Here is a 25,111-nt window from a genome sequence, read left to right on the forward strand (position 1 = left end):
GCCTTTTCGAGGTCGTCTCCACCCCGGTCAGTCCCAGGCCTGGCCGAGGCGGGCCAGCTGCCCGGCGTATTCGATGCGGTCGAGCCAGGCCGGCGGCCACGCGGCCATGCCCCGCTCGGCGCCGATGAACGCGCCGGCCAGGCAGGCGATGGAGTCGGAGTCGCCGGAGGTGGTGGCGGCGCGGGCCAGCGCGGTCACCGGGTCGTCGGCGTGCCGGACGGCGCACAGCAGCGCGGTGGCGAGGGCCTCCTCGGCGATCCAGCCGGCGCCGGTGGCCGCGCACGGGTCGCCGCCGTCGTCGGGCCGCGACAGCGCGAGGTCGAGGCGGTCGAGCACGGCGACGCACTCGTCCCAGCCGCGGCTGATGAAGTCCTCCGGGCTGGTCACGGTCGGCTGCTGCCACAGCGTGCCGAGCCACTCGCCGTGGTACGTGGTGCGCTGGGACCGGCACCGGTCGCGCAGCGCCCCGGGCAGCGCCGCGAGCCCGGCGCCGTCGCGCAGGATCCGCACGGCGTACGCGGTGAGCTCGCTGGCCGCGAGGGCGGTCGGGTGGCCGTGGGTCATGGCGGCCTGCAGCTGCGCCACCCCTGCCAGGGTGTCCAGGTCGTAGCCTGCGACGAGCCCGACGGGCGCGACCCGCATGTTGGCGCCGCAGCCCTTGGAGCCGGCGACGGTGGCCTCCACCCAGGGCAGCCCCTGCGCGAGCCCACCGCAGGCGCGCAGGCAGGTCATCCCCGGTGCCCGGTTGTTGTCGGGGCTGTGCGCCCATTCGACGAACCGGGTCCGCAGCAGCGGCTCCAGTGCGGCCGGGGTCGGTTCGGCCGCGTCCAGCAACGCCCAGCCGACGGCGAGGGTCATCTGCGTGTCGTCGGTGACGAGCGCGGGGTCGCCTTCCAGGTCGCGGGGACCGCCGTAGCCGTACCGCTGCTCGATCGCGGAGACCGTCATGAACTCGGTCGGTTTGCCGAGCGCGTCACCGTACGCCAGTCCGAACAGGCACCCTGAGGCCGAAGTCGACACGCAGTGGATCGTAACGGCCCCGGCAACCGTTCGCCGGGGCCGATCGGGGGCGGTCGGCTACCGCAGCGGGTCCGCGAGCGTCGCCGGGGTGGCGGTGCTGCGGCGCGGGGCCTTCGGCGCGGCGGTCGCAGGCGTGGCGGTCGCAGGGGTGGCGGTCGGGGGGTTGGCGGTCGCGGGGTTGGCGGTTTTCGTCGCGGCCGGTCGGGTGATCGCGGCGGGCGTGGCCGGCACCGGCTCACCGGGGGCCGTCGCGAGGTGCTTCGCCGTCGCCTGCGCCTGGGCGAGCGTCGGGTTGGCACGCAACTGCCGGGCGCCCTCGACGATCTGCTCGTACTTGCCGCGGCCGGCCCGGGTGCCGAGCACGTAACCGGTGGCGAGCCCGGCGGCCAATGTCAGCAGTCTCATCCTGGTCTCCCTCTGCGTCGCTCGACTCCTCCGCCGTGGTGCCCGCCCCACCGGCCCCTCAAACCCCGCGTGACGATCCCTCCACGGAGGTGACGCCCCGCGCCGCGGAATTCGTGATCGTGCAGGGAGGCGATGTTCCAAGGAGGCACCGGTTCATGGGTACACCCCTTCGCACGGTCGCCTTGGTGCTGGTGCTCGGGATCCTCGGCGGCTGCACGTCGGATGCCCCCGCCAAACCGCCGCCGTCCACCACCCCGGGGGTGGTCGACCCCACGGACTTCAGCCTCGGCCCGGTCAACCCGTCGGCGAGCGGCGACGCCGCGGTCTCGGTCAGCACCGTCGCCCGGCACCTGGACATCCCGTGGGGACTGACGTTCCTGCCGGACGGCAGCGCACTGGTCACGGAGCGCCGGACGCTGCGGATCCTGCGGATCGGCCCCGGCCGGGCCGCGAACGGTTCGCTGACCGTGACGCCGGTGACGAAGATCAGCGAGGCGACCGCGGACAACGAGGGTGGGCTGCTCGGCATCGCCGCGTCGCCGCGGTTCGCCCTGGACCAGACCGTCTACATCTACTACACGACCGACATCGACAACCGGATCGCGAAGCTGAAGCTCAACGAGCGGCCCAGACCGATCGTCACCGGCATCCCCCGCGGCGGCATCCACGACGGCGGCCGGCTCGCCTTCGGCCCCGACGGGTACCTCTACGCGACCACCGGCGAGGCGTCGCTCACCGATGCCGCGCAGGACCTCAACAACCTCGGGGGGAAGGTCCTGCGGATGACCGTGGACGGCAAACCCCCGCCGGGCAACCCGTTCCGTGGCTCGCTCGTCTGGTCCTACGGCCACCGCAACCCGGAGGGCATGGACTGGGACGCCGACGGCAACATGTACGTCGCGGAGATCGGCCAGGCGGTCTGGGACGAGCTGAACGTGATCCGCCCCGGCGGCAACTACGGCTGGCCGCGCGTCGAGGGGATCGGCAACAACCCGAAGTACATCGATCCCGTGGTGGCCTGGCATCCGGAGGTCGGGGTCAGCGCCGGCGTCGCCGTGGTGGGCGGCACCGCCATCGTCACCTGCCTGCGCGGGCAGCGCATCTACCTCGTCGGCGTCGAGGGCGTCGGCAAGCAGGAGGCGGAGCAGCAGGCGGGCAGCCGCCCCTCGGAGGGCGCGGGCCCGGACACCCTCGGGGTCCGCTGGCGGCCGAGCGCCGGGGTGACGAAGCAGCCCGCCGAGGCGCTCACCATGAAGTACGGCCGGCTGCGCACCGCCATCAAGGCACCGGACGGCAGCGTCTGGCTCACCACCTCCAACCGCGACGGCCGCAACCCCAACGGGCCGACCGTCGAGGACGACCGGATCCTCCGGCTGATGCTGCGCCCCGTCGCGGCGCCGGGCCCGCGTTGACGCTCCGCCTGACGCTGCGAAAACGGCGGAGGGTGGCGGCCGCCTGCCTCGCCGTCGCCGTCGTGCTCGGTGTTGTGCTGTTGGCACGGGCGCGATCCGGCGAGACGCACGGCAGGCGCTGCGCCGATCCGGGCGCCGTGTCGATGGCCGGCCGGGCCGTCGTCGACTCGGACCTGTCCCAGCGGAAGCTGCGCTGCGCCGACCTCGAACGCTCCACTGTGGAGGGATTCGTCCGGGAGGCGAACCTGAGCGGATCCAACCTGCACGCGGCGCACCTGCGGTCGGTGTCGATGGAGAACGTCGACCTGTCCGGGGCGGACCTCACCGACGCCGCCGCCCGCGACACCACGCTCACCGGGGTCGAGCTCGGCCGCGCCGACCTGCGCCGCACGGCGTGGCAGGGCAGCACGTTCACCGACGTGGGGCTGCGCGACGCGGTGCTGCGCGACGCGGACCTGCGCCGGACCGAGATCCGCCGGTCCGACCTCGGCGGCGCGGACGCCCGCGACGCCGACCTCACCGGTGCCTGGCTCGTCGACACCGACCTGCGCGGCATCCGCCTCAAGGGCGCCAATCTGCACGACACCACCTGGGTGAACGTGGTCTGCCCCGACGGCACCAAGTCCGCCGCAGACCGGCACGACGACGGCTGCGCCGGCCACCTGAACTTCTAGATCAGCGGGTGCGGAACACGTCCAGCGCCGGCAGGGCCCGCCCGTCGAAGTCGAACAGCGCCTGGTTCTCCCATCCGTTGCCCGACGTCGGGTCGGCGGGATCCCAGCCGGCACCGGGCACCGCGGTCCAGGTCGGCTCCCAGTAGACGACGCCGAGCCCGCGCGGCACCGATGCGACAACGTCGCAGATCGCCCGCAGCGCGTCGGCCTGCCCCCGGGGCGTGGCGGGATGTCCACCTGCCGCGGCCAGATCAGCGGTGAAGATCTGCGGGGTCGGGTCGTCCTCCTCCGTCGTGAACCCGTAGGCGGTCTCGGCGACGAGGACGTCCTTGCCGTACCGGGCGGACAGATCAACGAGGTTGGCCCGCAGGCTCTCGGCGGTGCCGTGCCAGTACAGGTAGTGCGACACCGCGATGACGTCGAACGGCACACCGAGCGCGGTGGCGTTGTCGAACCACCAGCGGTGCCCGCCGTTGTTGCCGCCCTCGGCGAGGTGCAGCACCACCCGGGTGCGGTTGGAGACGGCTTTCGCGACGGTGGCGCCGGCGGTCAGCAGCGCGGCGAGGTTGGGCCAGTTGTCCCAGCGCCCGTCGGGCCAGAGCAGCCCGCCGTTGATCTCGTTGCCGATCTGGACGAAATCCGCCGGGGTGCCCTGGCGGTGCAGGGCGTGCAGGACGTCGTAGGTGTGGTCGCGCACGGCCGCCTTGAGCTCCTCGAAGGCGTAGGTCGCCCAGGCGGCGGGCTTGTGCTGCTTGCCCGGGTCGGCCCAGGCGTCGGAGTAGTGGAAGTCGATGAACAGCCGCATCCCGCGGGCCTTGGCCCGGGCCGCCATCCGCAGCACCTTCGCCTTGGTGTTGTAGCCGTCGGCCGGGTTCACCCAGACCTTCAGTCTCGCGACGTTGACGTCGTGCTCGCGCAGGATGGTGAGCGCGTCGGCGCGGCGTCCGTCGGCCCGGCGGTACACCGCGCCGAAGTCCTCGTTCTTGGCCAGCGTCGACACGTCGGCGCCGCGGACGGCCAACCGTCGCCGGGGCCTCGGGTTGGCGGCCGACGCCGCGGACGGTGTGGCGACTGCGGCGACCGGCGCTGCCGCGGCGGCGGCCAGCATGGTGCGTCTGCGCATCGGGTGTCCTCACTTCGACTGTGAACGCTCCCAGTTTCCGAACTGCATGATGCTGCCTTTTCCCTGAAGAAATCAAGAGGCTTGACTGGGAGCGTTCACGGACTTCTGCCGACGGCCGGGGCGCAATAGTTGGTCCGCCGGTTTCAGGCGGCCGCGTCGACCTGCCAGCAGGCGGCGGTGAAGCGGACCTCATCGCCGTGCACGTACGGGGCGAACGCGGCCCGGACGGTGTCCACGACCCGAGCCCGGGTCTGCTCGTCGGCGCCACCGAGGACCAGGCCGAGCGGGCCGAGCCGGGTGAAGTAGCGCACCAGGTCGCGCTCCGGCAGCACGCAGGCGACGTCGACCGGCCGGATGTCGACCCCGTCCCAGCCGGCCCGGGCGAGGATGTCGCGGACCCGCTCCGGGTCGGCGAACGCGAACTGTCCGGGCTCGTCGGGGCGGCGCACCGGCAGGGCGGGCACGAGCGGCGCGGCGGCCCGCTCGGCGGTCGTCATGAACGGGTTCTCCGCGACGCCCCGCCACACGACGGCCCGCAGCGCGGCGCCGGGTGCCGCGGCCCGGCGCAGGTTTTCGAAGGCGCGCACCGGGTCGGCGAAGAACATGACCCCGAAGCGGGAGATGACCGCGTCGAACCCGGCCGGCGCGAACCCGTGCTTCTGCGCGTCGGCGTGCACGAACGTCACCGGCACGCCAGCACGCTCGGCGCGGGCGCGGGCGGCGGCGACCATCGGCTCGGCGACGTCCACCCCGACACAGCCTTTGCCTTTGCCTTCGCCGAGCCGCCGGGCGACGGCGACCGTGGTGCTGCCGGTGCCGCAGCCGACGTCGAGCACGCTCCCGGCGCCGACCGCCGCGACCTCGCTCACCAGCAGGTCCTCGAACGGCTGGAACAGCTCGTCCAGCATGGCCTGCGCGTCGATCCAGGCCTGTCCCGCGGTGCCGCTCCAGCGTGCCGTCTGGTTCATGTCGTGTCTCCTGAGGTTGCGGTGTACCCGGTCAGGATGCGACGGTGTCACTTCAAGCCGACTTGAGGTCAACCCGATGACGAACCTGGACATCGCCGAGGTGGCGCGGCGCTCCGGCCTGCCCGCCTCGACCCTGCGCTACTACGAGGAGAAGGGCCTGATCGCCTCGTCCGGCCGGGCCGGGCTGCGCCGCCAGTTCGATCCCGGCGTCCTGCAACGGCTGGCGCTGATCGCCCTGGGCCGCACCGCCGGGTTCTCCCTCGACGAGATCGTGCTGATGTTCGGCCCGGACGGGCAGCCCCGCATCGACCGCACCATGCTCACCGCGAAGGCCGCCGAGTTGGACACCACGATCGGCAGGCTCACGGTCCTGCGCGACTCGCTGCGGCACGCCGCCGCCTGCCCGGCGCCGAGCCACCTGGAGTGCCCGACCTTCCGCCGCCTCATCCGCGCCGCCGAGTCCGGCACCGTCGACCCTCCTCCACCCGCGCCACTCCGCAAACACCGGCAGAACTGCTGACCTGCCCGCCACGTTCGTCGGCGGCGCTGGCTGTGCTCGACTGCCATGGTCTGGCAGGTCGGCTGCGTCCGGCTGGTCCTCAGCGTGCTTGATCGGAAACAACTCGCCACTGTCCTCAACGAGGACAGCGCCGCAGCGCGTCGAGTGCGTGGGATCCGCCGCTGAGGACTCTGAAGATCAGATAGAGCTGACTGTTTCCGTGGAAGGACTGGCACATGTCCTCCATCTTCTGGACCGAGATGTCGGGCGCGGGCTTGACAACGGACTTCCTGAGCTCGGTCACTCGGGCTTCGATCTCTGTAGGTATCGGAACGGCGGCCTTCTTGAGTTGCTGCATGAGGTTGTAGTCGTTGCGGAAGGTCTCATGCAGGAGGGCGTTTACGACGGCGGTGTCGGATTGCTGGACCCACGCCGCCAACACCGCAGACTCGAAGCAAGTTCGGGCCAATGGCACGGTTTCCGCGTAGATCCCTTGGTCCCAGAGCGTGCAGGCGACCCTTGCGTACCGATAGGCGTTCGCCGCGAAGGCCACGGCGGCCCGGCCGGTGGGTGCCTGCTTGATCCGAACTTCGAAGCCCTGGTCCGAGTCCCACACGTCGCAGCACGCCTGTCGGCAACACGGCTCCGACGGCGAACTCCACCACTGCTGCCTACCCGACCGGCTATTCCACCGCCGACGAGCTGAGTCGACCCCGGCGAACAGATCGACCGCGGCGGGTAGCGCGATCGCCGCGTGGCGCCCTGGCTCAATGCCGCGTAGCTTAAGTTGATCTTCGGTTGGTGTGGGCGGCTCCGACGCGGCGTGGACTGCGGTCGAGTACCTCGTTCTAATGTGGTCGGGTGGCGGATCGGTCTGAGGTGTCGGTTGGCGTGGGTGGGCTGGCCGGCGGCCCGGATCTGGTGTCGCTGGGGGTGTTGGTGGCGGCGGTTCCGCGGTTCAAGGTTGATGAGGCCGCGGCGGTGTGCGGGGTGGCGGAGGCGCGTCGTGGTGGGAAGTTGCCGCCGCATGTGACGGCGTATCTGACGATGGCGTTGTGTCTGTTCGCGCAGGAAAGTGCGGAAGAGGTCGCGCAGAAGGTGACTGGGTCGCTGTCGGCGTTCGGGGTGTGGGATGCGGCGTGGACGCCGCCGACGTCGTCGGGGATCACGCAGGCCCGGATGCGGCTGGGTCGGGAGGTGTTGCGGGAGACGTTCTACCGGGTTGCCGAGCCGGTCGCGGCGCCGTCGACCCGGGGTGCGTGGCTGAGCGGTCGACGGTTGGTGGCGATCGACGGGTTCGATTTCGATGTTCCCGACACGGCCGAGAACGCTGCCGAGTTCGGCTATGCCGGCAACGACCGGAGCAGGTCGGCGTTTCCCAAGGTGCGGGTGGTCGCGGTGTCCGAGTGCGGGTCGCAGGCGTTCATCGATGCCGAGGTCGGTCCGTGGGCGGCCAGTGAGAAGGCTATGGCCGCACCGCTGCTGGCGGCGTTGTCGTCGGATTGGCTGCTGCTGGCTGACCGCGGCTTCTACAGCTTCGCGGCATACACCGCCGCCGCGGGTACCGGTGCGGCGTTGTGCTGGCGGGCACCGACGCAGTTGGGGCTGCCGGTGGTGAAGGTCCTGCCCGATGGCACCTACCTGTCGGTGCTCATTGACCCGAGCATCCGGGGACAACACCGGGAACGGTTGCGTGCCGAGGCGGCCAGCGGTGCGAAGCCCGACCCGGCCGCAGCGCATGTGGTCCGTATCGTTGAGTACGAGGTCCCCGATCGTGACGGCAGTGAACTGATCTGCCTGATCACCAATGTCCACGACCCGGCCGACGTCAGCGCCGCCGACCTTGCCGGCTGCTATCAGCAACGATGGGAAAGCGAAGCGGCCAACGGCCAACTCAAGACGTCGCTGCGCGGGTCCGGGCGGGTGCTGCGATCCCGCAGCCCGGACCTGGTCCTCCAGGAGGTGTGGGCCTATCTGCTGGTCCAGTACGCGATCAGCGCCCTGATCTGTCAGGCCGCCACCAGCGCCGACATCGACCCGGACCGGAGCAGCTTCGTCAAAGCGCAGTCCAGATCATGATTGAGGCGGTCGCGATGTTGCCCGTATCCTGTGCCCCAGGTCAGGTAATGCGCCCCTTCCAGACAAACGGCAGATGCAGTCCAATGCCACGCATTCGATCCTACCCTTCGCCGGCACGGCGAGCTTCGCTCTCGACTCGACCGATGAACCGTACAAGTAGGCGCGTGTTCGCTAACGGATCGTCTGGCTGCTCATAGTTCAGTGCTCCGTCCGCGATCTCATCGACCATACTGAAGCGGTGATTCTCGTCTATCAATTCCCACAGAATTGACGAGCACGCCCTGAACAATTCCAAGGGCATCGGTCCTGCATAAGGTTGCACAGGTTCGTCACTACCAAGAGGCTGGCCGGGATATGTTCGATCCCACCACGCCCGATGAACCAGGATGGCGGCCGCACCGACATCCCGCCCCGCAGCCGCTTCCACGACAAGGTCCATAACGTCATTAATGAGCGCGCGATCGACAGCGGGCATATCTTCGTCGCACAGCCGCCGATAGTCGGAGAGAAATGAAGCGATACATCTCAGGTAACTATCGCAAGAGAGTGTGGCAAGCATTTCGCGGAGCCGCCTCCACACGTCCCACGGATCCACTCCTTCCAGCTCGACTTCACTTGTTCCACTCATAAACCAGCTGTCTCCCTGCATCTTTCAACCGCGTTACCTCGTACAGGTTCTGAGCCTTCTGTTCCGGGGTCAGGTTATCTTGCTCGTAGAAAGTAGCCGGACCATTGCCAGCGTATGCGTTACCATTGGCCTGTTGGGCATCGGCTACATCGGTAAGGGCGTCGTCGGAGATGAACCGGCCGGTGCTGGTTGGGCCAGGTCGGATCCGCGCCGCGGGGGTTGCCGAACTTGGCGATGAGGCGGCACCGCCGGCGTCGGAGATGTAGCTGCTGACACCAGCGGTGGCGGTCACGGTGGCGAGGTGGCCTTCGCTGTCCCAGGTGAGGGTCTGGCCGGGTTTGCCGGTGATGATCCCCGAACGACCTGTTCACACAGGTGCTAATCGTGTGCGCCCGGGCCGGGTTCGTTCGGCTCGGTGTCGTCGCGGTCGACGGCACGAAAATCACCGCGAACGCGTCCATCGACGCCAGCCATGAACGCGGGCACTACCAGGCCAAAGTCGCTGCGATGACCGCTGAGGCCGCAACCGGCTCCGCGGCCGCGACGGCCCGTAACGGTGGCTGGAGTGGAGCGCCGCCCCGCTTCCCGGGCAGGCGTTGATGGTCGCGGTCGCCCGCGACGTGACCGACGCGGTCACCGCCGAGGCAGCGCTGCGCCGCCGTCAGGTCTCCTCGGCCAGGAGCTGCGCGGTGGGGAGGCGTTGCAGGAGGGCGGCCGGGACCAGGGCGGCGCAGGTCGCCAGGACCGCGCCGGCCGCGACCGCCGACCCGGCGGTGGTGAGCAGGCCGCCGGTCAGGTCACCGACCAGCCAGGCGGCGCCGGCGACGCCGAGGCCCGCGCCGACCGCACCGCCGAGCAGGCCGATGCCGAGGCCCTCGGCGGCGACGAGCTTCGCCAGGGACGCCGGCGTCCAGCCCGTGGCGCGCAGGGTGGCGAGTTCGGCGGCACGGTCGCGGATGTTCAGGTAGAGCACGTCGGCGACGGCGAGGGCGCCGAGCAGGATCGTGGCCACGACCGCGATCGTGTCGACGGCCCTGACCCGCAGGGACACCGCGTCGCCGAGCAGGGTGCCGACGATGGCGCCGTGGAAGGTGTACGTGATCGCGCCGAGGACGGTGGCGGCGGCGATGCCGATGGCGAGCGCGCCCGCGCCGAGCGCGGTCCGGCCGGGGACCCGCACCAGGTTGAGCAGGCCCATGGTGAGCGGGCCGCGGGGGCGGCCGGCGCGGCGGGGGCGGGCGACGGCGGGGCGCAGGCCGGCCGCCGGGCGGGCGCGGGCCGCGCCGAGCGCCGGGATCAGGCCCGCGATCAGCGACAGCACGACCGCGGTCGGCACGGCGAGGAGCGCCTGCGTCCAGGTGGTGTGCACGTCCAGCAGCGCCCCGAGCGGACCGGCGAGGGCGAGGGCACCGAGGCCGGCGACGGTGCCGATGGTCGCGACCTCGCCGAGGACGGCGGCGAAGATCCGGTGCGCGGGCCAGCCGAGCGCGGACAGTGTCGCCAGCTCGGTGCGCCGGTCGCGGACCCCGGCGGCGACGGCGTTGGCGAGGAAGAGCGCGCAGACGACCAGGACGAGGCCGAACAGCACGGCGCTCTTGCGGTCGATCGCGGTGATGATGCTCGCCGCGACGCCCTTCTTCACCCAGTGCTCGGTGACCCGCAGCTCGGGTCGCTGATACTTGCCGGCGACCAGGGTCACGGTCTGCGGGGCGGGCGACGAGCCGTACGTGATGTCGACGTCGAGGCCGGTGCGGGCGGAGATCTCCTCGGCGACCAGGCGGACCCGCTCGCGGGAGGTGTCGGAGAAGCCGTGCACACCGGCGACACGGACCCGGATGGCGCTCAGCGGCGCGTCCTTGTTGGTGCCCTGCGTGTCGCTGAGCAGGTCCGGCAGGTCGGCGATGCTGGTCAGCAGCATCGGCGGCGAGGACAGGTAGCCGGCGGGGTTGCCGTTCGGCGCGAGGGTCCGGTCGCCGAGCAGGTCGCGGGTGCGCTGGTCGGCGCCGACGACCAGGGGCGGCTCGTAGGTCTCCATCGGCACCCGGCTGAGCGGGTTGAACGTGGTGAGCCGGGACGGGTCGAAGGTGCCGACGACGCCGAACTCGGTCGCCGTCGGGTCGCCGTCCGCGCGCACCGACACGTTGCGCACCGTGCGGAAGGACGTGTCGTCGATCTGCCAGGGCGTCGGAAAGCCGAACGAGTGCGGCAGGACGTAGGCCTGCGCGTCGTAGGGCACCGGCACGGCGGCGAGGCTGCCGTCGGGGGCCTGCAGGTAGGTAACGCCGCCGACCTGCAGGAGCCATTCGTGGCTGTACGCGAAGCCGTAGCCCTCGCCACTGCGGGCCAGCTGGACGGCGGTGGTGTGCCGGTAGGCGGCCTCGGTGTCGAGGAGGGCGTCGCGGAGGTGGGTCGCCGGCGCGGCCGCCATCGCGGCGAGCACGCCGTCGGGGGCGCCCGCCGGCAGCGGGGTGTCCAGCCGGGCCCGGGAGAGGCCGATCGACGCGGTGGTGTCCGCATATCGGCGCGAGGTGGCCAGGACGGGCACCACCTTCCTTGATGGCATGCCACCCTCGGTGCCGGTCGTGCGGGGCGGCGCGTCGCTGAGGAAGGTGCCCTGGGTCGCGCCCCGGAGCCCGACGAGCCGGTCCTCGGACTCGGGGTCGACGGCGGCGATGAGCATCGGCTCCCGCCACGTGACGGAGATGACCAGGCGGTCCCCCGTCGGCGGTCCGTTCCAGGCTCCCGTCTCGAACCGCCCGTCGGGGCGCAGCCGGGCCAGGAACACGACCTGGCCGGTGGCGTCGGTGATCTGGCCCTGCTCCGGGAACGGGCACACCTGCCGGCCGTCCTCCAGGATGCCGATATTGCCGTCGCAGAACTGCTGGGACGGGATCTTCTGCCCGCCGGTGAACTCCAGGTCTGCGCCGCCACCCAGCTTCGGCCAGGAGACCTCGTGCTTGGTCACGTAGACCCAGATCGGGGTGGCCGGGGCCCGGCTGAGACCCCGGTCGGCGAGCAGGGTCCGGTCGACCCGGATGACCTGCCGGTCCAGTGCCGGGTCGACGAGGTCGGTGATGTCGACCGGCGCGGCGACCCCGGCGTTGACCGAGCCGGCCATCGCGATCGGCGCCGCGACGTCGATGCCGGGCACGGCGCGGACCTTGGCCCAGTCGTCCATGGTCAGGCCGCCGTAGATGCCCGAGACCGCGTTGGGTCGCAGCAGCGCCCGGTCGTCCTCGAGGGGCAGCCGGCTGCCCTTGGGGCGCACGAGAATGTCATACGCGGCACGTACATTGGCGTCGACGGTGCCGGTCACCTCGAGGCGCGCGGTGGCGGTGGCACCGGTGAGCACGGTGAATCCGGTGGTGGCGGTGAGCACCCCGACGAGGAGTGCCACCGCCCTTCCCGCCCGCCCCCGTAGATGCGCCCAGACGAATCGGATCACGTCCACACCTTCGCGCATACATTGTCACAATGCAAGACCGGTTTTCGGTGATGGGAGGTGTACGGATGGGTACAGCGCCGGGGTGACCACACCGATCTCGCAGGACGACGAGGCGACCCGGCTGCGCGCCGACATCGCCCGGACCAGGGCTCGCCTCGCGGAGAGCGTCGACGCGCTCACCGCCCGCCTCGACGTGCCCGGCCGGGTCCAGGACGCGGCGTCCCGGCGGGCCGAGCCGCTGCGACGGCTTGCCGACGCCGCCGCCATGAGAGCCACCGGCGCCGCCACGAAGGCCGCGACCGCCGCCACCAAAGCCGTGAACGCCGCGACGAAGGCGAAGGGCGCCGCCACGAAGGCGAAGGGCGCCGCGGAGAAGGCGTCGGGCGTCGCACGGGGGCTCGCGCGGGACGGGGTGGGCATCGGTGTCGGGCTCGCCCGCTGGGGTGCCGGCAGCGTCGTCAGCGCGTTCATCCGCCGCGGGCGACCGGAGCCACGAACGGCCCCCGGCCAGCGCGTTCACGCGCCGCGGGTGAGGCCCGGCGGCGGCGACGTCGGCAAGGTCGACGGGTGGGAGAACCAACGCCGCCCGGGCTCGGCCGGCGGCTCGCCGTCGAGCTGATCGGCACGTTCTGGCTCGTGTTCGCCGGTTGCGGCACCGCGGTGCTCAGCGCCCGCTTCGACGACGTCGGGGTGGGCCTGCTCGGCGTCGCCCTGGCGTTCGGGCTGGCGGTGCTGACCGGGGCGTACGCGTTCGGGCACATCTCCGGCGGCCACTTCAACCCGGCGGTCACCGTCGCGCTGTGGCTCGGCCGGCGCACCCCGACCGCCGACGTGCTGCCGTACATCGTGGTCCAGCTGGCCGGTGCCCTCGCCGCGGCGGCGGTGGTGTTCGCCGTCGCCGAGGGCCGGTCCGGGTACAGCCTCGCGCGGGACGGCCTGGCCACCAACGGCTACGGCACGCACTCCCCCGGCGGCTACGGTCTCGGCGCCGCACTGCTGATCGAGGCCGTCCTGACGGCGATGTTCGCGCTGGTGATCCTCGGCGCGACCGACCGCCGGGCGCCGCGCGGCATGGGCCCGTTGGCGATCGGCCTGACCCTGACCGTCATCCACCTGATCAGCATCCCGGTGACGAACACGTCGGTGAACCCGGCCCGTTCGACCGGCCCGGCGCTCATCGCCGGTGGCGCCGCGCTGACGCAGCTGTGGCTGTTCTGGGTCGCGCCACTCGTCGGTGCGGTCATAGCCGGGATCGGCTACCGGTACGTGACGGGCGGCACCGGTACCGTCGAAGCCGCCGAAGAGGCACAGGACGTCGACGACCGTCCACTGTGAACAGAAGGCCCGCGACCTGAGGTTGTCCTCAGGGGCGCACTGGGGGATCACCCTAGGTCGAAGTCGGGGGATCTCCGGATCGTTTCGGCCCGGCCGACCGCCGAATAATCCAGCACATGACGGAAAAGCCCAGGTTCAGCGTCGTCATCCCGTGCCTCAACGAGGAGCGGTACCTCGCCGACGCGCTCCTCTCCCTGCGCAAGCAGGACTTCGACGGGCTGTGCGAGGTCATCGTCGTCGACAACAACTGCACCGACGAGACCGCGGCGATCGCCCTCGAGCTCGGCGCGCGGGTCGTGGCCGAGCCGGTGGCCGGGGTGTGCAACGCCCGCCAGCGCGGCACGGAGGCGGCCCGCGGTGAGATCGTCGTCTCGGCCGACGCCGACACGGTCTACGACCGCGACTGGCTCAACCGCATCGACGCGCACTTCCGCGCCGACGCGGGTGTCGTCGCGGTCGTCGGCCCCTGCGCGTACGCCGACGGCCCGCGGTGGGGCCGGCAGTACGGCCGGACGCTGTTCGCGGCGGTGCAGGGCGTCTACCGGCTGACCGGCCGCGCCGTGTACGCCAGCGCGACGAACATCGCCTTCCGCCGCGACGCCTGGACCGGCTACGACACCAGCCTGACGCAGGGCGGCGACGAACTGGACCAGCTGCGCCGGCTGCGCAAGCGGGGCCGGGTCGTCTACGACCACGCCAACCCGACCTACACGTCGGGTCGCCGGCTCAGCCGCGGGCTCGCGTACAACCTCTTCGTGACCCTGCCCGTGCACTACCTGCTGACCTACGCCGTCAACCGGGCGGCGGGCCGGCGGGTGCTGGGATCGGCGCCCGCGTTCCGTGAGGTGGCCCCGTGATCGTCCTCGCCGGGTTGCTGTCACTCGCCGGGATCGGCGTGGCGTACTGGCTGCTGATGTCGCCGTTCGCCCCGACCGCCCGGGACTACCCGTACCACGGACCGACCGGCGAACGGCTCGTCGCGCTGACGTTCGACGACGGCCCGAACGAGCCGTACACCTCCCAGATCCTCGACATCCTGGCGGCGCACGACATCCGCGCGACCTTCTTCCACGTCGGGCGGTGCGTCGAGCGCCATCCCGGGACCGCCCGGCGCGCCGTCGAGGCCGGTCATGTGCTGGGCAACCATTCGCTGAGCCACCGGTTCGGCACCTACCTGCGGCCGGGGGCGTTCGAGCGGGAGGTCGGGCAGACCCAGCGCATCCTGGCCCGGGTCACCGGCCGGATCCCGGCGCTGGCCCGCACGCCCTGGTTGTGGCGCCGGCCGGCGCTGCTGCGCATGCTGCGCCGCAGCGGCCTGCACCCGGTCGCCGGGGAGTTCGGCCACGCGCTGGAGGTGTTCCAGCCCTCCGGTGTCCGCATGGCCCGCCGCGCCGTCGCCAAGGCACGCCCCGGCTCGATCCTGATCTTCCACGACGGGTTCGACGGCCGGGGCGGCAACCGCGCCGAGACGGTCGTCGCGGTGCGGGAGACGGTCGAGGGGCTGCTGGCCCGGGGCTTCCGGTTCGTGACGGTGGACGAGCTGCTCGGCGTCCCGGCGTACCAGACCTGAGGCGCCGCACCCGGAACCGCGGCATCACGGCGCTCGCGGCGCGTGCCGGCCTACAGCCGCGACAGCGCCGGGTCCCGGTCGACGCGGTCACCGTCGGCCAGGAGGTGCCGGGCGGCGGCCATGGCCGCGAGGGCCGCCCGGCGAGGGCCGCCCGGCGAGGGCCGCCCGGCGAGGGCCGCCCGGGCGCCGGCGGCGTCGCCGCGCTCGGCCCGGACGTGGGCCAGGGCGTCGAGGGCGAGGACCTCGATCTCGGCGTCGCCGGCCGCGCGGGCGGTGCCGGCCACCGACGCGAGCCGGACCGGGTCGCCGTCGAGGGCCGCCAGCACCAGCAGGGCCAGGGGCAGCCCGTCGCCGCCGCCTGCGGTCGCATACCAGTCGGTGCTCGGCGCGGTGTCCGCGGTGCTGATCCTCGCCGGGGTGCTGTCCCCGCTGGACCTGCCGGGGGTCGATCTGGCCAACTTCGCCGGTTATGTCCGGTGGAGTGCCTGGCTGGTCGCGTTCGCGGTCGTCCTGGTCCGCACCCCCGAGCCGGCGCGGGCGTGACCGGCACGCACGGCATCTTCGGCACCTGCGGAACCCGTGCCGGGCTGGTGCGGGGACGGTGCGGGATGGTCTGATCGTTCAGGTTCACCGCGGCCATGCCGATCTGACCGCTGGCGATGATCAACGGCACCGGGAGGCACGACATGCGGCGGCCCCGGGGTGTCGACGCGCTGCTGCCGGCCGGTGCGACCGCCGCGGTCGTGGCGGTGCTCGCGGCGCTGATCCTGCCGTCGCAGGCGGCCGAGCCGGTGATCGTCCTCGTCGACCTGGCGCTGATCGGCGCGCTGACCTCCATGTTCCACCGCACGGCCCGGGTGCCGGGACTGCCGCCGCCGACCGCGCGGTTCTGGGCCAGCATGACGCGGGCCCTGCTGGTCTACGCCATCGGCATGGCGGTCGACCTCACCGCGCTGCTGGTGACGGCGGCCGGCGGCCGGACCGTGCCGATGTACGGCGCGCAGCTGGTCTACCCCGTCGCCGGGCTGCTCATCATGTACGCCGTGTTCAAGTACCCGACAACGGCGCAGAACCGGTCGGAGCGGCTGCGGCTGGGCTTGGACGCCGCCATCGTGCTGGTGGGTGTCGCCTCGTTCGTCTGGTATTTCACGGTCAGCCGGCGCTGGGCACCGGGGCAGAGCTGGCTGTCGCTGTCGGAGAGCCTGGCGCTGCCGGTCACGGTGCTCGTCGCTGGGTTCGGGGTGCTGCGGGTCGCGTTCGTCGGCGCGCGGCTGCTCACCCGGCCGACGCTGGCGTGCTACGCCGCGTGCATCACGCTGACCGGGGTCGCCACGACCCTGCCCGCCCCGCCGGAGGCGGTGCCGCTGGGGGCGACCACGCTGCTGCTGCTCGCCCAGCTGTGCTCGCTCGGCGGGTCGTTGCTGCAGTACCACGCCAGCCTCGGCGGCACCACGCAACCGCCCGGCCCCACCCGGCGCCCGTTCAGCGTCCTACCCTACGGCGCCTCGGCCGCCGCGTTCGGGCTGCTGGTGATCGTCGTCGGGCCCGACCTCGACTGGCGCCGGTGGGGGGTCCTGGCCGGCACCGGCGTCCTGCTGTCCCTGGTCACGACGCGGCAGCTCACCGCGCTGCGGGAGAACGGCCACCTGCTCGCGCGCAACCGGCTCCTCACCGAGCAGTTGCAGCACCAGGCGTGGCACGACGAGCTGACCGGCCTGGCGAACCGTGCCTACCTGGGCCGGCACGTCGAGGAGGCGATCCAGCGGTACACCACCACGGGCGCCGACACCGCGCTGCTGCTCATCGACCTCGACGGGTTCAAGGCCGTCAACGACACGCTGGGCCACGAGGTCGGCGACCGGTTGCTGTGCGAGGTCGCGGACCGACTCGTCAGCGTGGCGCACGAGGGCGTCGTGTGCCGGCTCGGCGGCGACGAGTTCGTCGTGCTCATCGAGCGGCGGCTGGCCGGCCCCCTCGCGGACCGGCTGGTCCGTGCCGTCGCGTCCCCCGCCGTCATCGGCGCGCACACCACCAGGGTCGGCGCGAGCATCGGGGTCGCGTACATCAGCCACTCCCCGACCGGCATCGTCGACCTGCTGCGCCGGGCGGACGCCGCCATGTACGCCGTCAAATCCGCCGGCAAGAACAACTGGCGCCTCAGCGAACCGGAGAAGGTGGCCGCCCGCCCCTAAGGTGAGGCATGACTTCGTGGTTCGCGTCCGCGCAGGCCCGCTCCTGGACGTCGGTGGCGTCGGCCGGCGTCGCGCACGACTTCCACCGCTCACTGCCCGGATACGAGCCCACCGCCCTGGTGGACCTCCCCGCGCTGGCCGCCGAACTGGGCGTGGGTCGGGTGCTCGTCAAGGACGAGTCACGGCGGCTGGGCCTGCCGGCGTTCAAGGTGCTGGGCGCGTCGTGGGCCTGCCGGCAGGTCCTGCGCCGGCACCCCGGGGCGGACCTCGTCACGGCCACCGAGGGCAACCACGGGCGGGCGGTGGCACGGATGGCCAAGCACTTCGGCGTTGCCTCGACCGTCTTCGTGCCGCGGGCGATGCCCGAGACGACCGGGGAACGCATCGCCGCGGAAGGCGCCGGGATCGTCCGTGTGGACGGTGACTACGACGCGGCGGTTCGCGCCGCGGCCGGCTACGCCGAAGGCGCCGCGGACCGCGCCCTGGTCCAGGACACGGCCTGGGAGGGCTACACCGAGGTGCCGGCCTGGATCGTCGAGGGGTACCAGACCCTGCTCCGCGAGGTCGACGACCAGCTCGACGGTCACCCCGATCTGGTCGCCGTCCCGGCCGGGGTCGGTTCGCTGGCCGAGGCGGTGGTCCGCCACTACCGGCGGCCCCGGACGCATCACCCCGCCGTGCTGGCGGTCGAACCCGACACGGCCGCGTGCGTGCTCGCCAGCCTCACCGGCGGCCACCCCGTCACCGTGGGCACCGCGGACACGGTCATGGCGGGACTCAACTGCGGCACCATCTCCGGCGCGGCGTGGCCGGTGCTGCGCGACGGGTGCGACGCGGCCGTCACCGTGAGCGACGCGGAGGCGCTGCGCGCCGTCGAGGACCTCGCCCGGCTCGGCATCTCCTCAGGGCCCAGCGGTGCCGCCCCGCTCGCCGGGGTGCGGGCAGCGCTGGGCGACCCCGCGCGCCGCGCCGCTCTCGGACTGCGCGACGACGCCGTCGTGGTCCTTCTCAACACCGAAGGGAACCAGGCATGAGCAGCACCGACGATCGCCTGCGCGGCTGGCGGCACCACCTGCACCAGATCCCCGAGACCGCGTTCGCCGAGCGCGAGACCAGCCGCTTCGTCGCGGGGGTGCTCCGCGACCTCGGATTCGAGGTGACCACCGGGGTCGGCGGGACCGGGGTCGTCGGGTCGCTGACCCGGGGCCGGTCGACGCGAGCCGTCGCACTGCGATCAGAGCTGGACGCGCTCCCGATCGACGAGCGCAGCGGCGTGCCGTTCACGTCGAAGCATCCCGGCGCCATGCACGCCTGCGGCCACGACGGGCACCTGGCCATGGCGCTGGGGGCCGCCGCGGTCCTGGCCGAGGAAGGAGGGTTCGACGGCACCGTCCGCATCATCCTGCAGCCGGCCGAGGAACCGGGCCGCGGCGCGCGGGCCATGGTGGACGACGGCCTCTTCGAACGGTTCCCGGTGGACCGTCTCTTCGGGCTCCACAACCTCCCGGGCACCCCCGCCGGTCACCTGCTGACCCGCCCCGGGCCCCTGATGGCCAGCGAGGACAACTTCACCATCCGCGTCGCCGGGCGCGGCGGGCACGCCTCGGCGCCGCATCTCGTGATCGACCCGCTGGTCATCGGCGCCGAGATCGTCCTCGCCCTGCAGCAGGTCGTGGCCCGCAACGTCGACCCCATCCACACCGCCGTGCTGTCCTGCACCGACCTGCGCACCGACGGGGCCCGCAACGCCATCCCGAGCAACGTGACCATCACCGGCGACACCCGCAGCTTCGAGGCGTCCGTCCAGGCGCTGCTGGAGCGGCGGATCCGCGAGATCGCCACCGGCCTCGCCGCCGCGCACGGCGCCACCGCCGAGGTCACCTACACCCACGAGTTCGCTCCCACGGTCAACGACGAGGAGTGCGTGGCCATCGCGGGCGAGGCGGCGATCCGCGCGCTCGGCGAGGACCGGGTCCGGCTGGCCGCCGATCCCATCATGGGCAGCGAGGACTTCGGCGTCCTCGCCGGCCACGTCCCCGCATGCCTCGCGTTCATCGGCAACGGCACCACCGCCGGCGAGGGTGGCACGCCCCTGCACAGCCACGACTACACGTTCAACGACGGCATCCTCTCCGCCGGCGTCGCCTACTACCGCGAGGTCGTCCGGACCAGTCTCGGCTCGACCCGGCCGCACCTTCTGTCACCGGCCGGCTACGAGCGGTCGTAAATGCGCGCGTGACCGCTCGCTCGGCGCGTACCGTACGAGACCGCGCCGGGCGGGAGGGGGCGAACGACCGTATGAGCCAGGACGTGGTCGAGCGTGCGCCCGTGGGTGGGCTGCTGCGGACGCGGACCTTCGGCCTGCTGTGGATCGGGCAATCCACCAGCGCGGTCGGCTCCGCGATCACGTCGGTGGCACTCCCGCTGGTGGCCATCTCGACCCTGCACGCCGGCCCGGCCACGGTCGCCCTGCTCACGGCCGCCAGCTGGCTGCCGTGGCTGCTGATCGGGCTGCCGGTCGGGGTCTGGGTCGACCGGTGGCCGCGCCGGCGCACCCTGCTGATCGCCGACCTCGTCTCCGCGGCGGTGCTCGTCGTCATCCCGGTCGCCGCCTGGACCGACGTGCTGACCGTCGCCATGCTGCTGGTGGCCGCGCTGCTCGCCGGGACCGCCGGGGTGTTCGCCAACGTGGCGTTCAACGCGTTTCTGCCCCAGCTCGTCCGCACGGAAGACCTCATGGAGGGCAACGCCAAGCTGCAGACCAGCGCGTCGATCGCCCTGGTCGTCGGACCGGGCCTCGGCGGCCTGCTGGCCCAGGCGGCCGGCGCGGTCAGCGGTGTCCTCATCGACGCCGTCACCTTCCTGGTGTCGGCGGCCTGCCTGCTCGGCCTGCGGTCCGGGCCGGAGCCACGCCCTTCCCCGGGCGACCGCCCGGGGATGCTGCGCCAGATCGCCGAGGGCATCGGGTTCATCATGCGCGGACGGCTGCTGCAGGCCATGTTGGTGGTGGCGGCGCTGACCAACTTCGCGATGCTGGGCATCACGGCGCTGCGCATCGTCTTCCTGGTGCGCACCGAGGGCGCCGCGCCGGGAACCGCGGGCCTGGTGATCGGCGTGGGCAGCCTCGGCGCCATCCTCGGCGCCGCACTCGCGTCGCGGGCGTCCCGGCGCTTCGGCAGCGCCCGCACCTACCTGGTGGCGAACGTCGCGGCCGCGCCGTTCGTGCTGCTGCTGCCGCTCGGCGGCCACGGCTGGCGCCTCACGCTGTTCGCGGCGGGCTCCTTCATCGCCCTGGCCGGAGCCACGATGTCGAACGTGATGACCATGACGTACCGCGGCAGCTTCGTGCCCGCGCACCTGCTCGGCCGGGTCACCGCGGCGTCGCGGATCTTCGTGTTCGGCGCCGTCCCGCTGGGTGCGGCCACCGCCGGCCTCCTGGCCTCGACGCTCGGCGTCCAGGCCGCCATGTGGACGCTCGCCGTCCTCTACGTCATCGCTCCCCTGCCCCTGCTCGCCACCGAGGCCCGCACCGACCGTGACTTCCCGGCCCGGCCACCCGGCTGAGAGCGCAGCGCCCGACCGGGGCCGCCAGGTGGACCATTGCGTCGAATTTTGCGTCGATTTCGGCAGGGTGATCAGAATGCCGGGAGGGCAGGACCGTTCCGCCCGTCCGGTGGCGGCACCGGGCCCGGTGCCGTACTGTGCCGCTGTCAACGTCCGCGACCGGACGCACCCCGGGCCAGGAGACGACCCGCGCCCCCGACACCGCCGACCATCCGGCGGCGGGCCGAGCACTGGAGAACCCCGCGATGCCGACTGAGTCCGCCGTCCTGCAGGTCCTGCTCGTCGAGGACGACCTCGCCGACGTGGCCCTGATGGAGAGCGCCTTCGACGACCACCGGCTCCCCAGCGAGCTGCACCACGTCGCCGACGGCGAGCAGGCCCTCGCGTTCCTCTACCGGGAGGAGCCCTACACCGACGCGCCGCGGCCGGACCTGATCCTGCTCGACCTCAACATGCCCCGCGTCGACGGCCGGCAGGCGCTCACGCTCATCAAGCAGGACGAGAACCTGAAGTCGATCCCCGTGATCGTCTTCACCACGTCGTCGACCGACAGCGACATCATGGCGAGCTACAGCAGAAACGCCAACGCCTACGTCACCAAGCCCATCGACCTCGACCAGTTCGAATACGTCGTGGCCGAGATCCGCAACTTCTTCGGTCACACCGTGACCCTGCCCAGCCGCGCGTCCGACGCCGCCCGCCTCGAGGCCGGCGACGACGCCAACTAGCTTCTGGAAATACCTGACCGAACCCGGAGCGGCAAAAGCCGCGATTGCGGGCATCATCGCGGTCACATAAGGCAGGTACTGGCCTACCGGACATCGACGGTGTTAGCGTGAGACGACTCCCGATTGAAAGGTTTCAAACGACGTAGTCGTCCCGTGAAAGGACACCGCCATGTTCGTTCACATCCGCGCCGCACTGTGCCTGGCCGCCGCCGCCCTCGCCCTACCGGCCGTCATCGCCCCGGCCCCGCCCGCAGCCGCGGCAGCCGCCGCGCTCACCGTCACCGACCTGCGCGTCAACACCGTGACCGACCCGCTCGGCATCGACAACGTCCGGCCCAGCCTCAGCTGGCGGCTCACCTCGCCGGTCAACGGCGAGCGGCAGACCGCGTACCGGATCCTCGTCGCCAGCAGCCCGGGCCGGCTCAGCCCCGGCAGCGCGGACGTCTGGGACAGCGGCAAGGTGGCCACCGCCAACTCGATCGCCGTGCCCTACGGCGGCCCCGCGCCGCAGCCGGCGCGCACATACCACTGGACCGTGCAGGCCTGGGACGCCGGCGACCAGCCGTCGGCGTGGAGCCCCGCCGCCCGCTGGGAGACCGGGCTGTTCACCACCCAGGACTGGAAGGGCGCCCAGTGGATCAGCCCCGACGCGTCCACGGCCGCGGCGCCGATGCTGCGGGCCTCGTTCACGCTGCCGTCCAAGGCGATCGCCGGCGCCCGGGCCTACGTCGACGGGCTCGGCTTCCACGAGCTGCGGCTCAACGGCGCCAAGGTCGGCGACCAGGTCCTGGCGCCCGCGAACACGCCCTACGGCGAGCGCAACCTGTACAGCACCTATGACGTCACGTCGGCCCTGCGCGCCGGCGGCAACGCGGTCGGGCTGTGGCTCGGCGACGGCTACGGCCCGCGGTTCAGCCCGTACGGCTTCCGCTGGTCCGGCCCGAAGCAGGCGATCCTGCTGCTCGACGTCACGTTCGCCGACGGCACGCATCAGACGGTCACCACCGACCCGTCCTGGAAGTGGCAGACCGGCCCGATCACCGCGAACGACCTCTACGCCGGCGAGGCCTACGACGCGCGGCTCGAGCGCGCCGGCTGGGACCAGCCCGGCTACGCCGACACGGGATGGCGGGCCGTGCGCACCGTCGCCGCGCCGTCGGCCGCGTTGACCGCGGCCGCGCTGCCGCCGGTCCGGGTCGTGGCCACGCTGCCGGCCGCGCGGCTCAGCCAGCCCCAGCCCGGCGTCTGGGTGTATGACTTCGGCCAGAACATCGCCGGCTGGGCGCGCCTGCGCGTGCAGGGGGCGGCCGGGACCACGGTGCGGCTGCGCACCGCCGAGGAGCTCCTGCCCAGCGGCCTGCTCGACACCGCCACGAACCGCAGCGCCGCATCCACCGACACGTACACCCTCGCCGGCACGGGCGCGGTCGAGACCTGGGAGCCGCGGTTCACGTACCACGGCTTCCGCTACGTCGAGGTCACCGGCTACCCGGGCACGCCGGTCATGGGCAGCCTCGACGCCCGCGTCGTGCACGCCGACGTGCGCTCCACCGGCACCTTCAGCTCGTCCGACGCGCTGCTGAACCAGATCTGGCAGAACAACCGCTGGGCGATCCTGAACAACTCGATGAGCATCCCGACCGACAACCCGGTCCGCGACGAGCGCACGCCGCCCGGCATGGACGTCCAGGCGTATCACGACGCGTCGATCCGCGAGTTCGGGATGAACGCCTTCTACGCCAACTATCTCGCCGACCTGCCGCCCGGCACGGCGCTGCCGAACGACGCCGGCAACGCGCAGCAGCCGGACATGGGCGGCAACCAGGTCGTCCTCGCCTGGGCGCTGTTCGAGCAGTACGGCGACCGCGACACCCTCGCCGCCACGTACCCGGCGATGCAACGGTTCGTCGACACCAACGGGGCGAAGGTCTGGACCACCGGGTTCGGTGACTGGTGCCCGCCGGACCTCGGCCCGAACGCCAACGGCGGTCAGGGCAACCCGAGCGCCGGCGCCTGCCAGAGCGAAGTGTCCATTGTGAACACCGCGCTGTCGTTCCGCCAGGCGCAGGCGGTCGCGAAGGCCGCCGCGGCGCTCGGCCAGACCGCCGACGCGACCCGCTTCAACCAGCTCGCCGACAGCATCAAGGCCGCGTTCAACGCCCGGTTCCTCAACGCCGACGGCGCGAGCTACGGCAGCGGCCGGCAGACCACGAGCGTGCTGCCGCTCGCGTTCGGGCTGGTGCCGGACGCGAACGTGACCGCCGTCGGCGCGCGGCTCGTCGACACGATCCTCAACCGCAACGGCGGGCACCTCGACACCGGCATCTTCGGCACCCGGTTCCTCATGGACGCGCTCGCCCGCATCGGACGCGTCGACGTGGCGCTGACCGTCCTGGACTCCACGACGTACCCCGGGTTCGGCTACGAGATCGGGCGGGGCGCGACGACGCCGTGGGAGCAGTGGACCTACGTGTCCAACATGGAGACGCACGACCACGCCATGTTCGCCGGGATCAACGCCTCCCTCTACACCCAGCTCGCGGGCATCCAGCCGACCGGGCCGGGGTACGCCACGCTCGTCGTCGACCCGCACGTCCCGGCCGGGCTGCAACGCGCCGCCGCGTCCATCGACACGGTGCGGGGCACGGTCGCCAGCTCCTGGACCGTCTCCGGCAGACAGTTCGCGCTCGACGTCACCGTGCCGGTCGGGGCGACGGCGACGGTGCACGTGCCGAACTTCGGCCGCGGCACCGCCACGGTGAGCCCGTCCGCCGGCGCGACCCAGGTGTCGGCGGACGGCACGCGGACGGTGTACACGGTCGGCTCCGGCGGCTGGCACTTCACCGGATCGGTGGCGCCGGCCGCGACGACCGCGCTGCCGGGCGCGTGGCCACGGTGCGCGGGCGAGACCGGGACCTGCGCCTTCACCGGCGCCCAGACGGTGGCCTTCGGCGCCGCCGGCCGGTTCGGCTACGCGACGCTCACCGGCGGCACCACGTGCGGCAACGGGGTGTTCGGCGACCCGGCGCCGAACGTCTCCAAGGCCTGCTACGTCACCGCTCCCCCGCCGGCCGCGGACACCTGGACGCAGTGCGCGACCGAGACCGGCACCTGCGCGTTCGCCGGCACCGCCACGGTGGCGTTCGGCGCGGCGGGCCAGTTCCGCTACGCCACGCTGACCGGCGGGACGGCCTGCACCAACGCGGTCTTCGGCGACCCCGTCCCCGGCACCGCGAAGGCCTGCCATCTCACCGCCCCGCCGCCGGGGACCACGACCTGGACACCGTGCGCCGACGAGACCACGACGTGCGCGTTCACCGGCACCCGCGAGGTCGCGTTCGGCGCGGCCGGCCGGTACACGTACCGCCGCGTCACCGGCGGCACACCGTGCACCAACACGATCTTCGGCGACCCCGTCCCCGGCACCCCGAAGTCCTGCTACGTCCAATGACCGCAACGGCGACGGAGC

Annotated in this window: 23 protein-coding genes; 15 read left to right on the forward strand and 8 right to left on the reverse strand. The window is 72.4% G+C overall.

The genetic code is table 11. The features are described from left to right. Positions 1–27: 27 nt before the first annotated feature. Together Dsi01nite_RS40495 and Dsi01nite_RS40500 are read right to left on the reverse strand one after the other, a co-directional pair. Positions 28–1,029, reverse strand: a complete 1,002-nt coding sequence (locus Dsi01nite_RS40495) for an ADP-ribosylglycohydrolase family protein (protein ID WP_275423454.1) — start codon at positions 1,027–1,029, stop codon at positions 28–30. Between the two features lie 48 nt (positions 1,030–1,077). After that, positions 1,078–1,425 carry a hypothetical protein gene (locus Dsi01nite_RS40500; RefSeq protein ID WP_203851705.1) on the reverse strand — a complete coding sequence of 116 codons (348 nt, stop codon included), beginning with the start codon at positions 1,423–1,425 and terminating at the stop codon, positions 1,078–1,080. A 155-nt stretch (positions 1,426–1,580) separates the two neighbouring features. Between Dsi01nite_RS40500 and Dsi01nite_RS40505 the strand changes: the two genes are divergently transcribed. Together Dsi01nite_RS40505 and Dsi01nite_RS40510 are read left to right on the forward strand one after the other, a co-directional pair. Next, positions 1,581–2,837, forward strand: a complete 1,257-nt coding sequence (locus Dsi01nite_RS40505; RefSeq protein WP_203851706.1) for a PQQ-dependent sugar dehydrogenase — start codon at positions 1,581–1,583, stop codon at positions 2,835–2,837. Between the two features lie 32 nt (positions 2,838–2,869). Next, complete coding sequence (locus tag Dsi01nite_RS40510) at positions 2,870–3,511, forward strand: pentapeptide repeat-containing protein (protein ID WP_203851707.1); 642 nt, start codon at positions 2,870–2,872, stop codon at positions 3,509–3,511. 1 nt (position 3,512) lies between these two features. On the opposite strand, the gene Dsi01nite_RS40515 is transcribed toward Dsi01nite_RS40510, so the two are convergent. Beyond that, positions 3,513–4,634: a glycoside hydrolase family 53 protein gene (locus Dsi01nite_RS40515; RefSeq protein WP_203851708.1), complete on the reverse strand. Its 1,122-nt coding sequence runs from the start codon at positions 4,632–4,634 to the stop codon at positions 3,513–3,515. Between the two features lie 143 nt (positions 4,635–4,777). After that, positions 4,778–5,602 (reverse strand): class I SAM-dependent methyltransferase, encoded by an 825-nt coding sequence (locus Dsi01nite_RS40520; RefSeq protein WP_203851709.1) that lies wholly within the window; start codon positions 5,600–5,602, stop codon positions 4,778–4,780. Positions 5,603–5,678: 76 nt separating this feature from the next. Here Dsi01nite_RS40520 and Dsi01nite_RS40525 point away from each other — a divergent pair, with 76 nt between their 5' ends. Beyond that, a complete protein-coding gene (locus Dsi01nite_RS40525; protein WP_203851710.1) occupies positions 5,679–6,122 on the forward strand; it encodes a helix-turn-helix domain-containing protein in 444 nt (147 codons plus the stop codon). A 115-nt stretch (positions 6,123–6,237) separates the two neighbouring features. Here the strand turns inward: Dsi01nite_RS40525 and Dsi01nite_RS40530 are convergent, their stop codons facing one another. Next, positions 6,238–6,717 (reverse strand): DUF5677 domain-containing protein, encoded by a 480-nt coding sequence (locus tag Dsi01nite_RS40530; protein ID WP_203851711.1) that lies wholly within the window; start codon positions 6,715–6,717, stop codon positions 6,238–6,240. 275 nt (positions 6,718–6,992) lie between these two features. On the opposite strand from Dsi01nite_RS40530, the gene Dsi01nite_RS40535 reads away from it, so the two are divergent. Both Dsi01nite_RS40535 and Dsi01nite_RS40540 read left to right on the forward strand, forming a co-directional pair. Further along, positions 6,993–8,180: an IS4 family transposase gene (locus Dsi01nite_RS40535; RefSeq protein WP_203851712.1), complete on the forward strand. Its 1,188-nt coding sequence runs from the start codon at positions 6,993–6,995 to the stop codon at positions 8,178–8,180. Between the two features lie 376 nt (positions 8,181–8,556). Next, positions 8,557–8,694, forward strand: coding sequence for a hypothetical protein (locus Dsi01nite_RS40540; protein ID WP_203851713.1), 138 nt, complete (start codon positions 8,557–8,559; stop codon positions 8,692–8,694). A gap of 97 nt (positions 8,695–8,791) precedes the next feature. Here Dsi01nite_RS40540 and Dsi01nite_RS40545 read toward each other — a convergent pair whose 3' ends face one another. Continuing rightward, a complete protein-coding gene (locus tag Dsi01nite_RS40545; protein ID WP_203851714.1) occupies positions 8,792–9,100 on the reverse strand; it encodes a hypothetical protein in 309 nt (102 codons plus the stop codon). Positions 9,101–9,469: 369 nt separating this feature from the next. Continuing rightward, entirely contained in the window at positions 9,470–12,253 is a 2,784-nt protein-coding gene (locus tag Dsi01nite_RS40550; protein ID WP_203851715.1) for an FtsX-like permease family protein, read from the reverse strand. An 82-nt stretch (positions 12,254–12,335) separates the two neighbouring features. Between Dsi01nite_RS40550 and Dsi01nite_RS40555 the strand changes: the two genes are divergently transcribed. The 4 genes from Dsi01nite_RS40555 (at position 12,336) to Dsi01nite_RS40570 (ending at position 15,158) form a co-directional block, all read left to right on the forward strand. Further along, a complete protein-coding gene (locus Dsi01nite_RS40555; RefSeq protein WP_203851716.1) occupies positions 12,336–12,872 on the forward strand; it encodes a DUF3618 domain-containing protein in 537 nt (178 codons plus the stop codon). Then, on the forward strand, positions 12,821–13,588 hold the full coding sequence (gene aqpZ, locus Dsi01nite_RS40560) for an aquaporin Z (protein ID WP_203851717.1): 768 nt from the start codon (positions 12,821–12,823) through the stop codon (positions 13,586–13,588). The genes Dsi01nite_RS40555 and aqpZ overlap by 52 nt, the downstream gene beginning before the upstream one ends. 116 nt (positions 13,589–13,704) lie before the next feature. Then, entirely contained in the window at positions 13,705–14,445 is a 741-nt protein-coding gene (locus Dsi01nite_RS40565; protein ID WP_203851718.1) for a glycosyltransferase family 2 protein, read from the forward strand. Then, a complete protein-coding gene (locus Dsi01nite_RS40570) occupies positions 14,442–15,158 on the forward strand; it encodes a polysaccharide deacetylase family protein (protein ID WP_239136533.1) in 717 nt (238 codons plus the stop codon). The genes Dsi01nite_RS40565 and Dsi01nite_RS40570 overlap by 4 nt, the downstream gene beginning before the upstream one ends. Before the next feature lie 50 nt (positions 15,159–15,208). On the opposite strand, the gene Dsi01nite_RS40575 is transcribed toward Dsi01nite_RS40570, so the two are convergent. Beyond that, the gene (locus Dsi01nite_RS40575) at positions 15,209–15,616 is read right to left on the reverse strand and encodes a hypothetical protein (protein WP_203851719.1); all 408 of its coding nucleotides are present in this window, start codon (positions 15,614–15,616) and stop codon (positions 15,209–15,211) included. Positions 15,617–15,844: 228 nt separating this feature from the next. Here Dsi01nite_RS40575 and Dsi01nite_RS40580 point away from each other — a divergent pair, with 228 nt between their 5' ends. The 6 genes from Dsi01nite_RS40580 (at position 15,845) to Dsi01nite_RS40605 (ending at position 25,093) form a co-directional block, all read left to right on the forward strand. Further along, a complete protein-coding gene (locus Dsi01nite_RS40580) occupies positions 15,845–17,350 on the forward strand; it encodes a GGDEF domain-containing protein (RefSeq protein ID WP_275423453.1) in 1,506 nt (501 codons plus the stop codon). 8 nt (positions 17,351–17,358) lie between these two features. Then, positions 17,359–18,384, forward strand: coding sequence for a pyridoxal-phosphate dependent enzyme (locus Dsi01nite_RS40585; RefSeq protein ID WP_203851720.1), 1,026 nt, complete (start codon positions 17,359–17,361; stop codon positions 18,382–18,384). Further along, positions 18,381–19,577 carry an amidohydrolase gene (locus Dsi01nite_RS40590; RefSeq protein ID WP_203851721.1) on the forward strand — a complete coding sequence of 399 codons (1,197 nt, stop codon included), beginning with the start codon at positions 18,381–18,383 and terminating at the stop codon, positions 19,575–19,577. The genes Dsi01nite_RS40585 and Dsi01nite_RS40590 overlap by 4 nt, the downstream gene beginning before the upstream one ends. Positions 19,578–19,648: 71 nt before the next feature. Next, on the forward strand, positions 19,649–20,914 hold the full coding sequence (locus tag Dsi01nite_RS40595; protein WP_203851722.1) for an MFS transporter: 1,266 nt from the start codon (positions 19,649–19,651) through the stop codon (positions 20,912–20,914). Positions 20,915–21,051: 137 nt separating this feature from the next. Beyond that, on the forward strand, positions 21,052–21,642 hold the full coding sequence (locus tag Dsi01nite_RS40600; RefSeq protein ID WP_308442125.1) for a response regulator: 591 nt from the start codon (positions 21,052–21,054) through the stop codon (positions 21,640–21,642). A gap of 169 nt (positions 21,643–21,811) precedes the next feature. Further along, positions 21,812–25,093 (forward strand): alpha-L-rhamnosidase, encoded by a 3,282-nt coding sequence (locus Dsi01nite_RS40605; RefSeq protein WP_203851723.1) that lies wholly within the window; start codon positions 21,812–21,814, stop codon positions 25,091–25,093. Positions 25,094–25,111 lie beyond the last annotated feature (18 nt).

It is taken from the genome of Dactylosporangium siamense (assembly GCF_016862795.1).
GTDB lineage: Bacteria > Actinomycetota > Actinomycetes > Mycobacteriales > Micromonosporaceae > Dactylosporangium > Dactylosporangium siamense.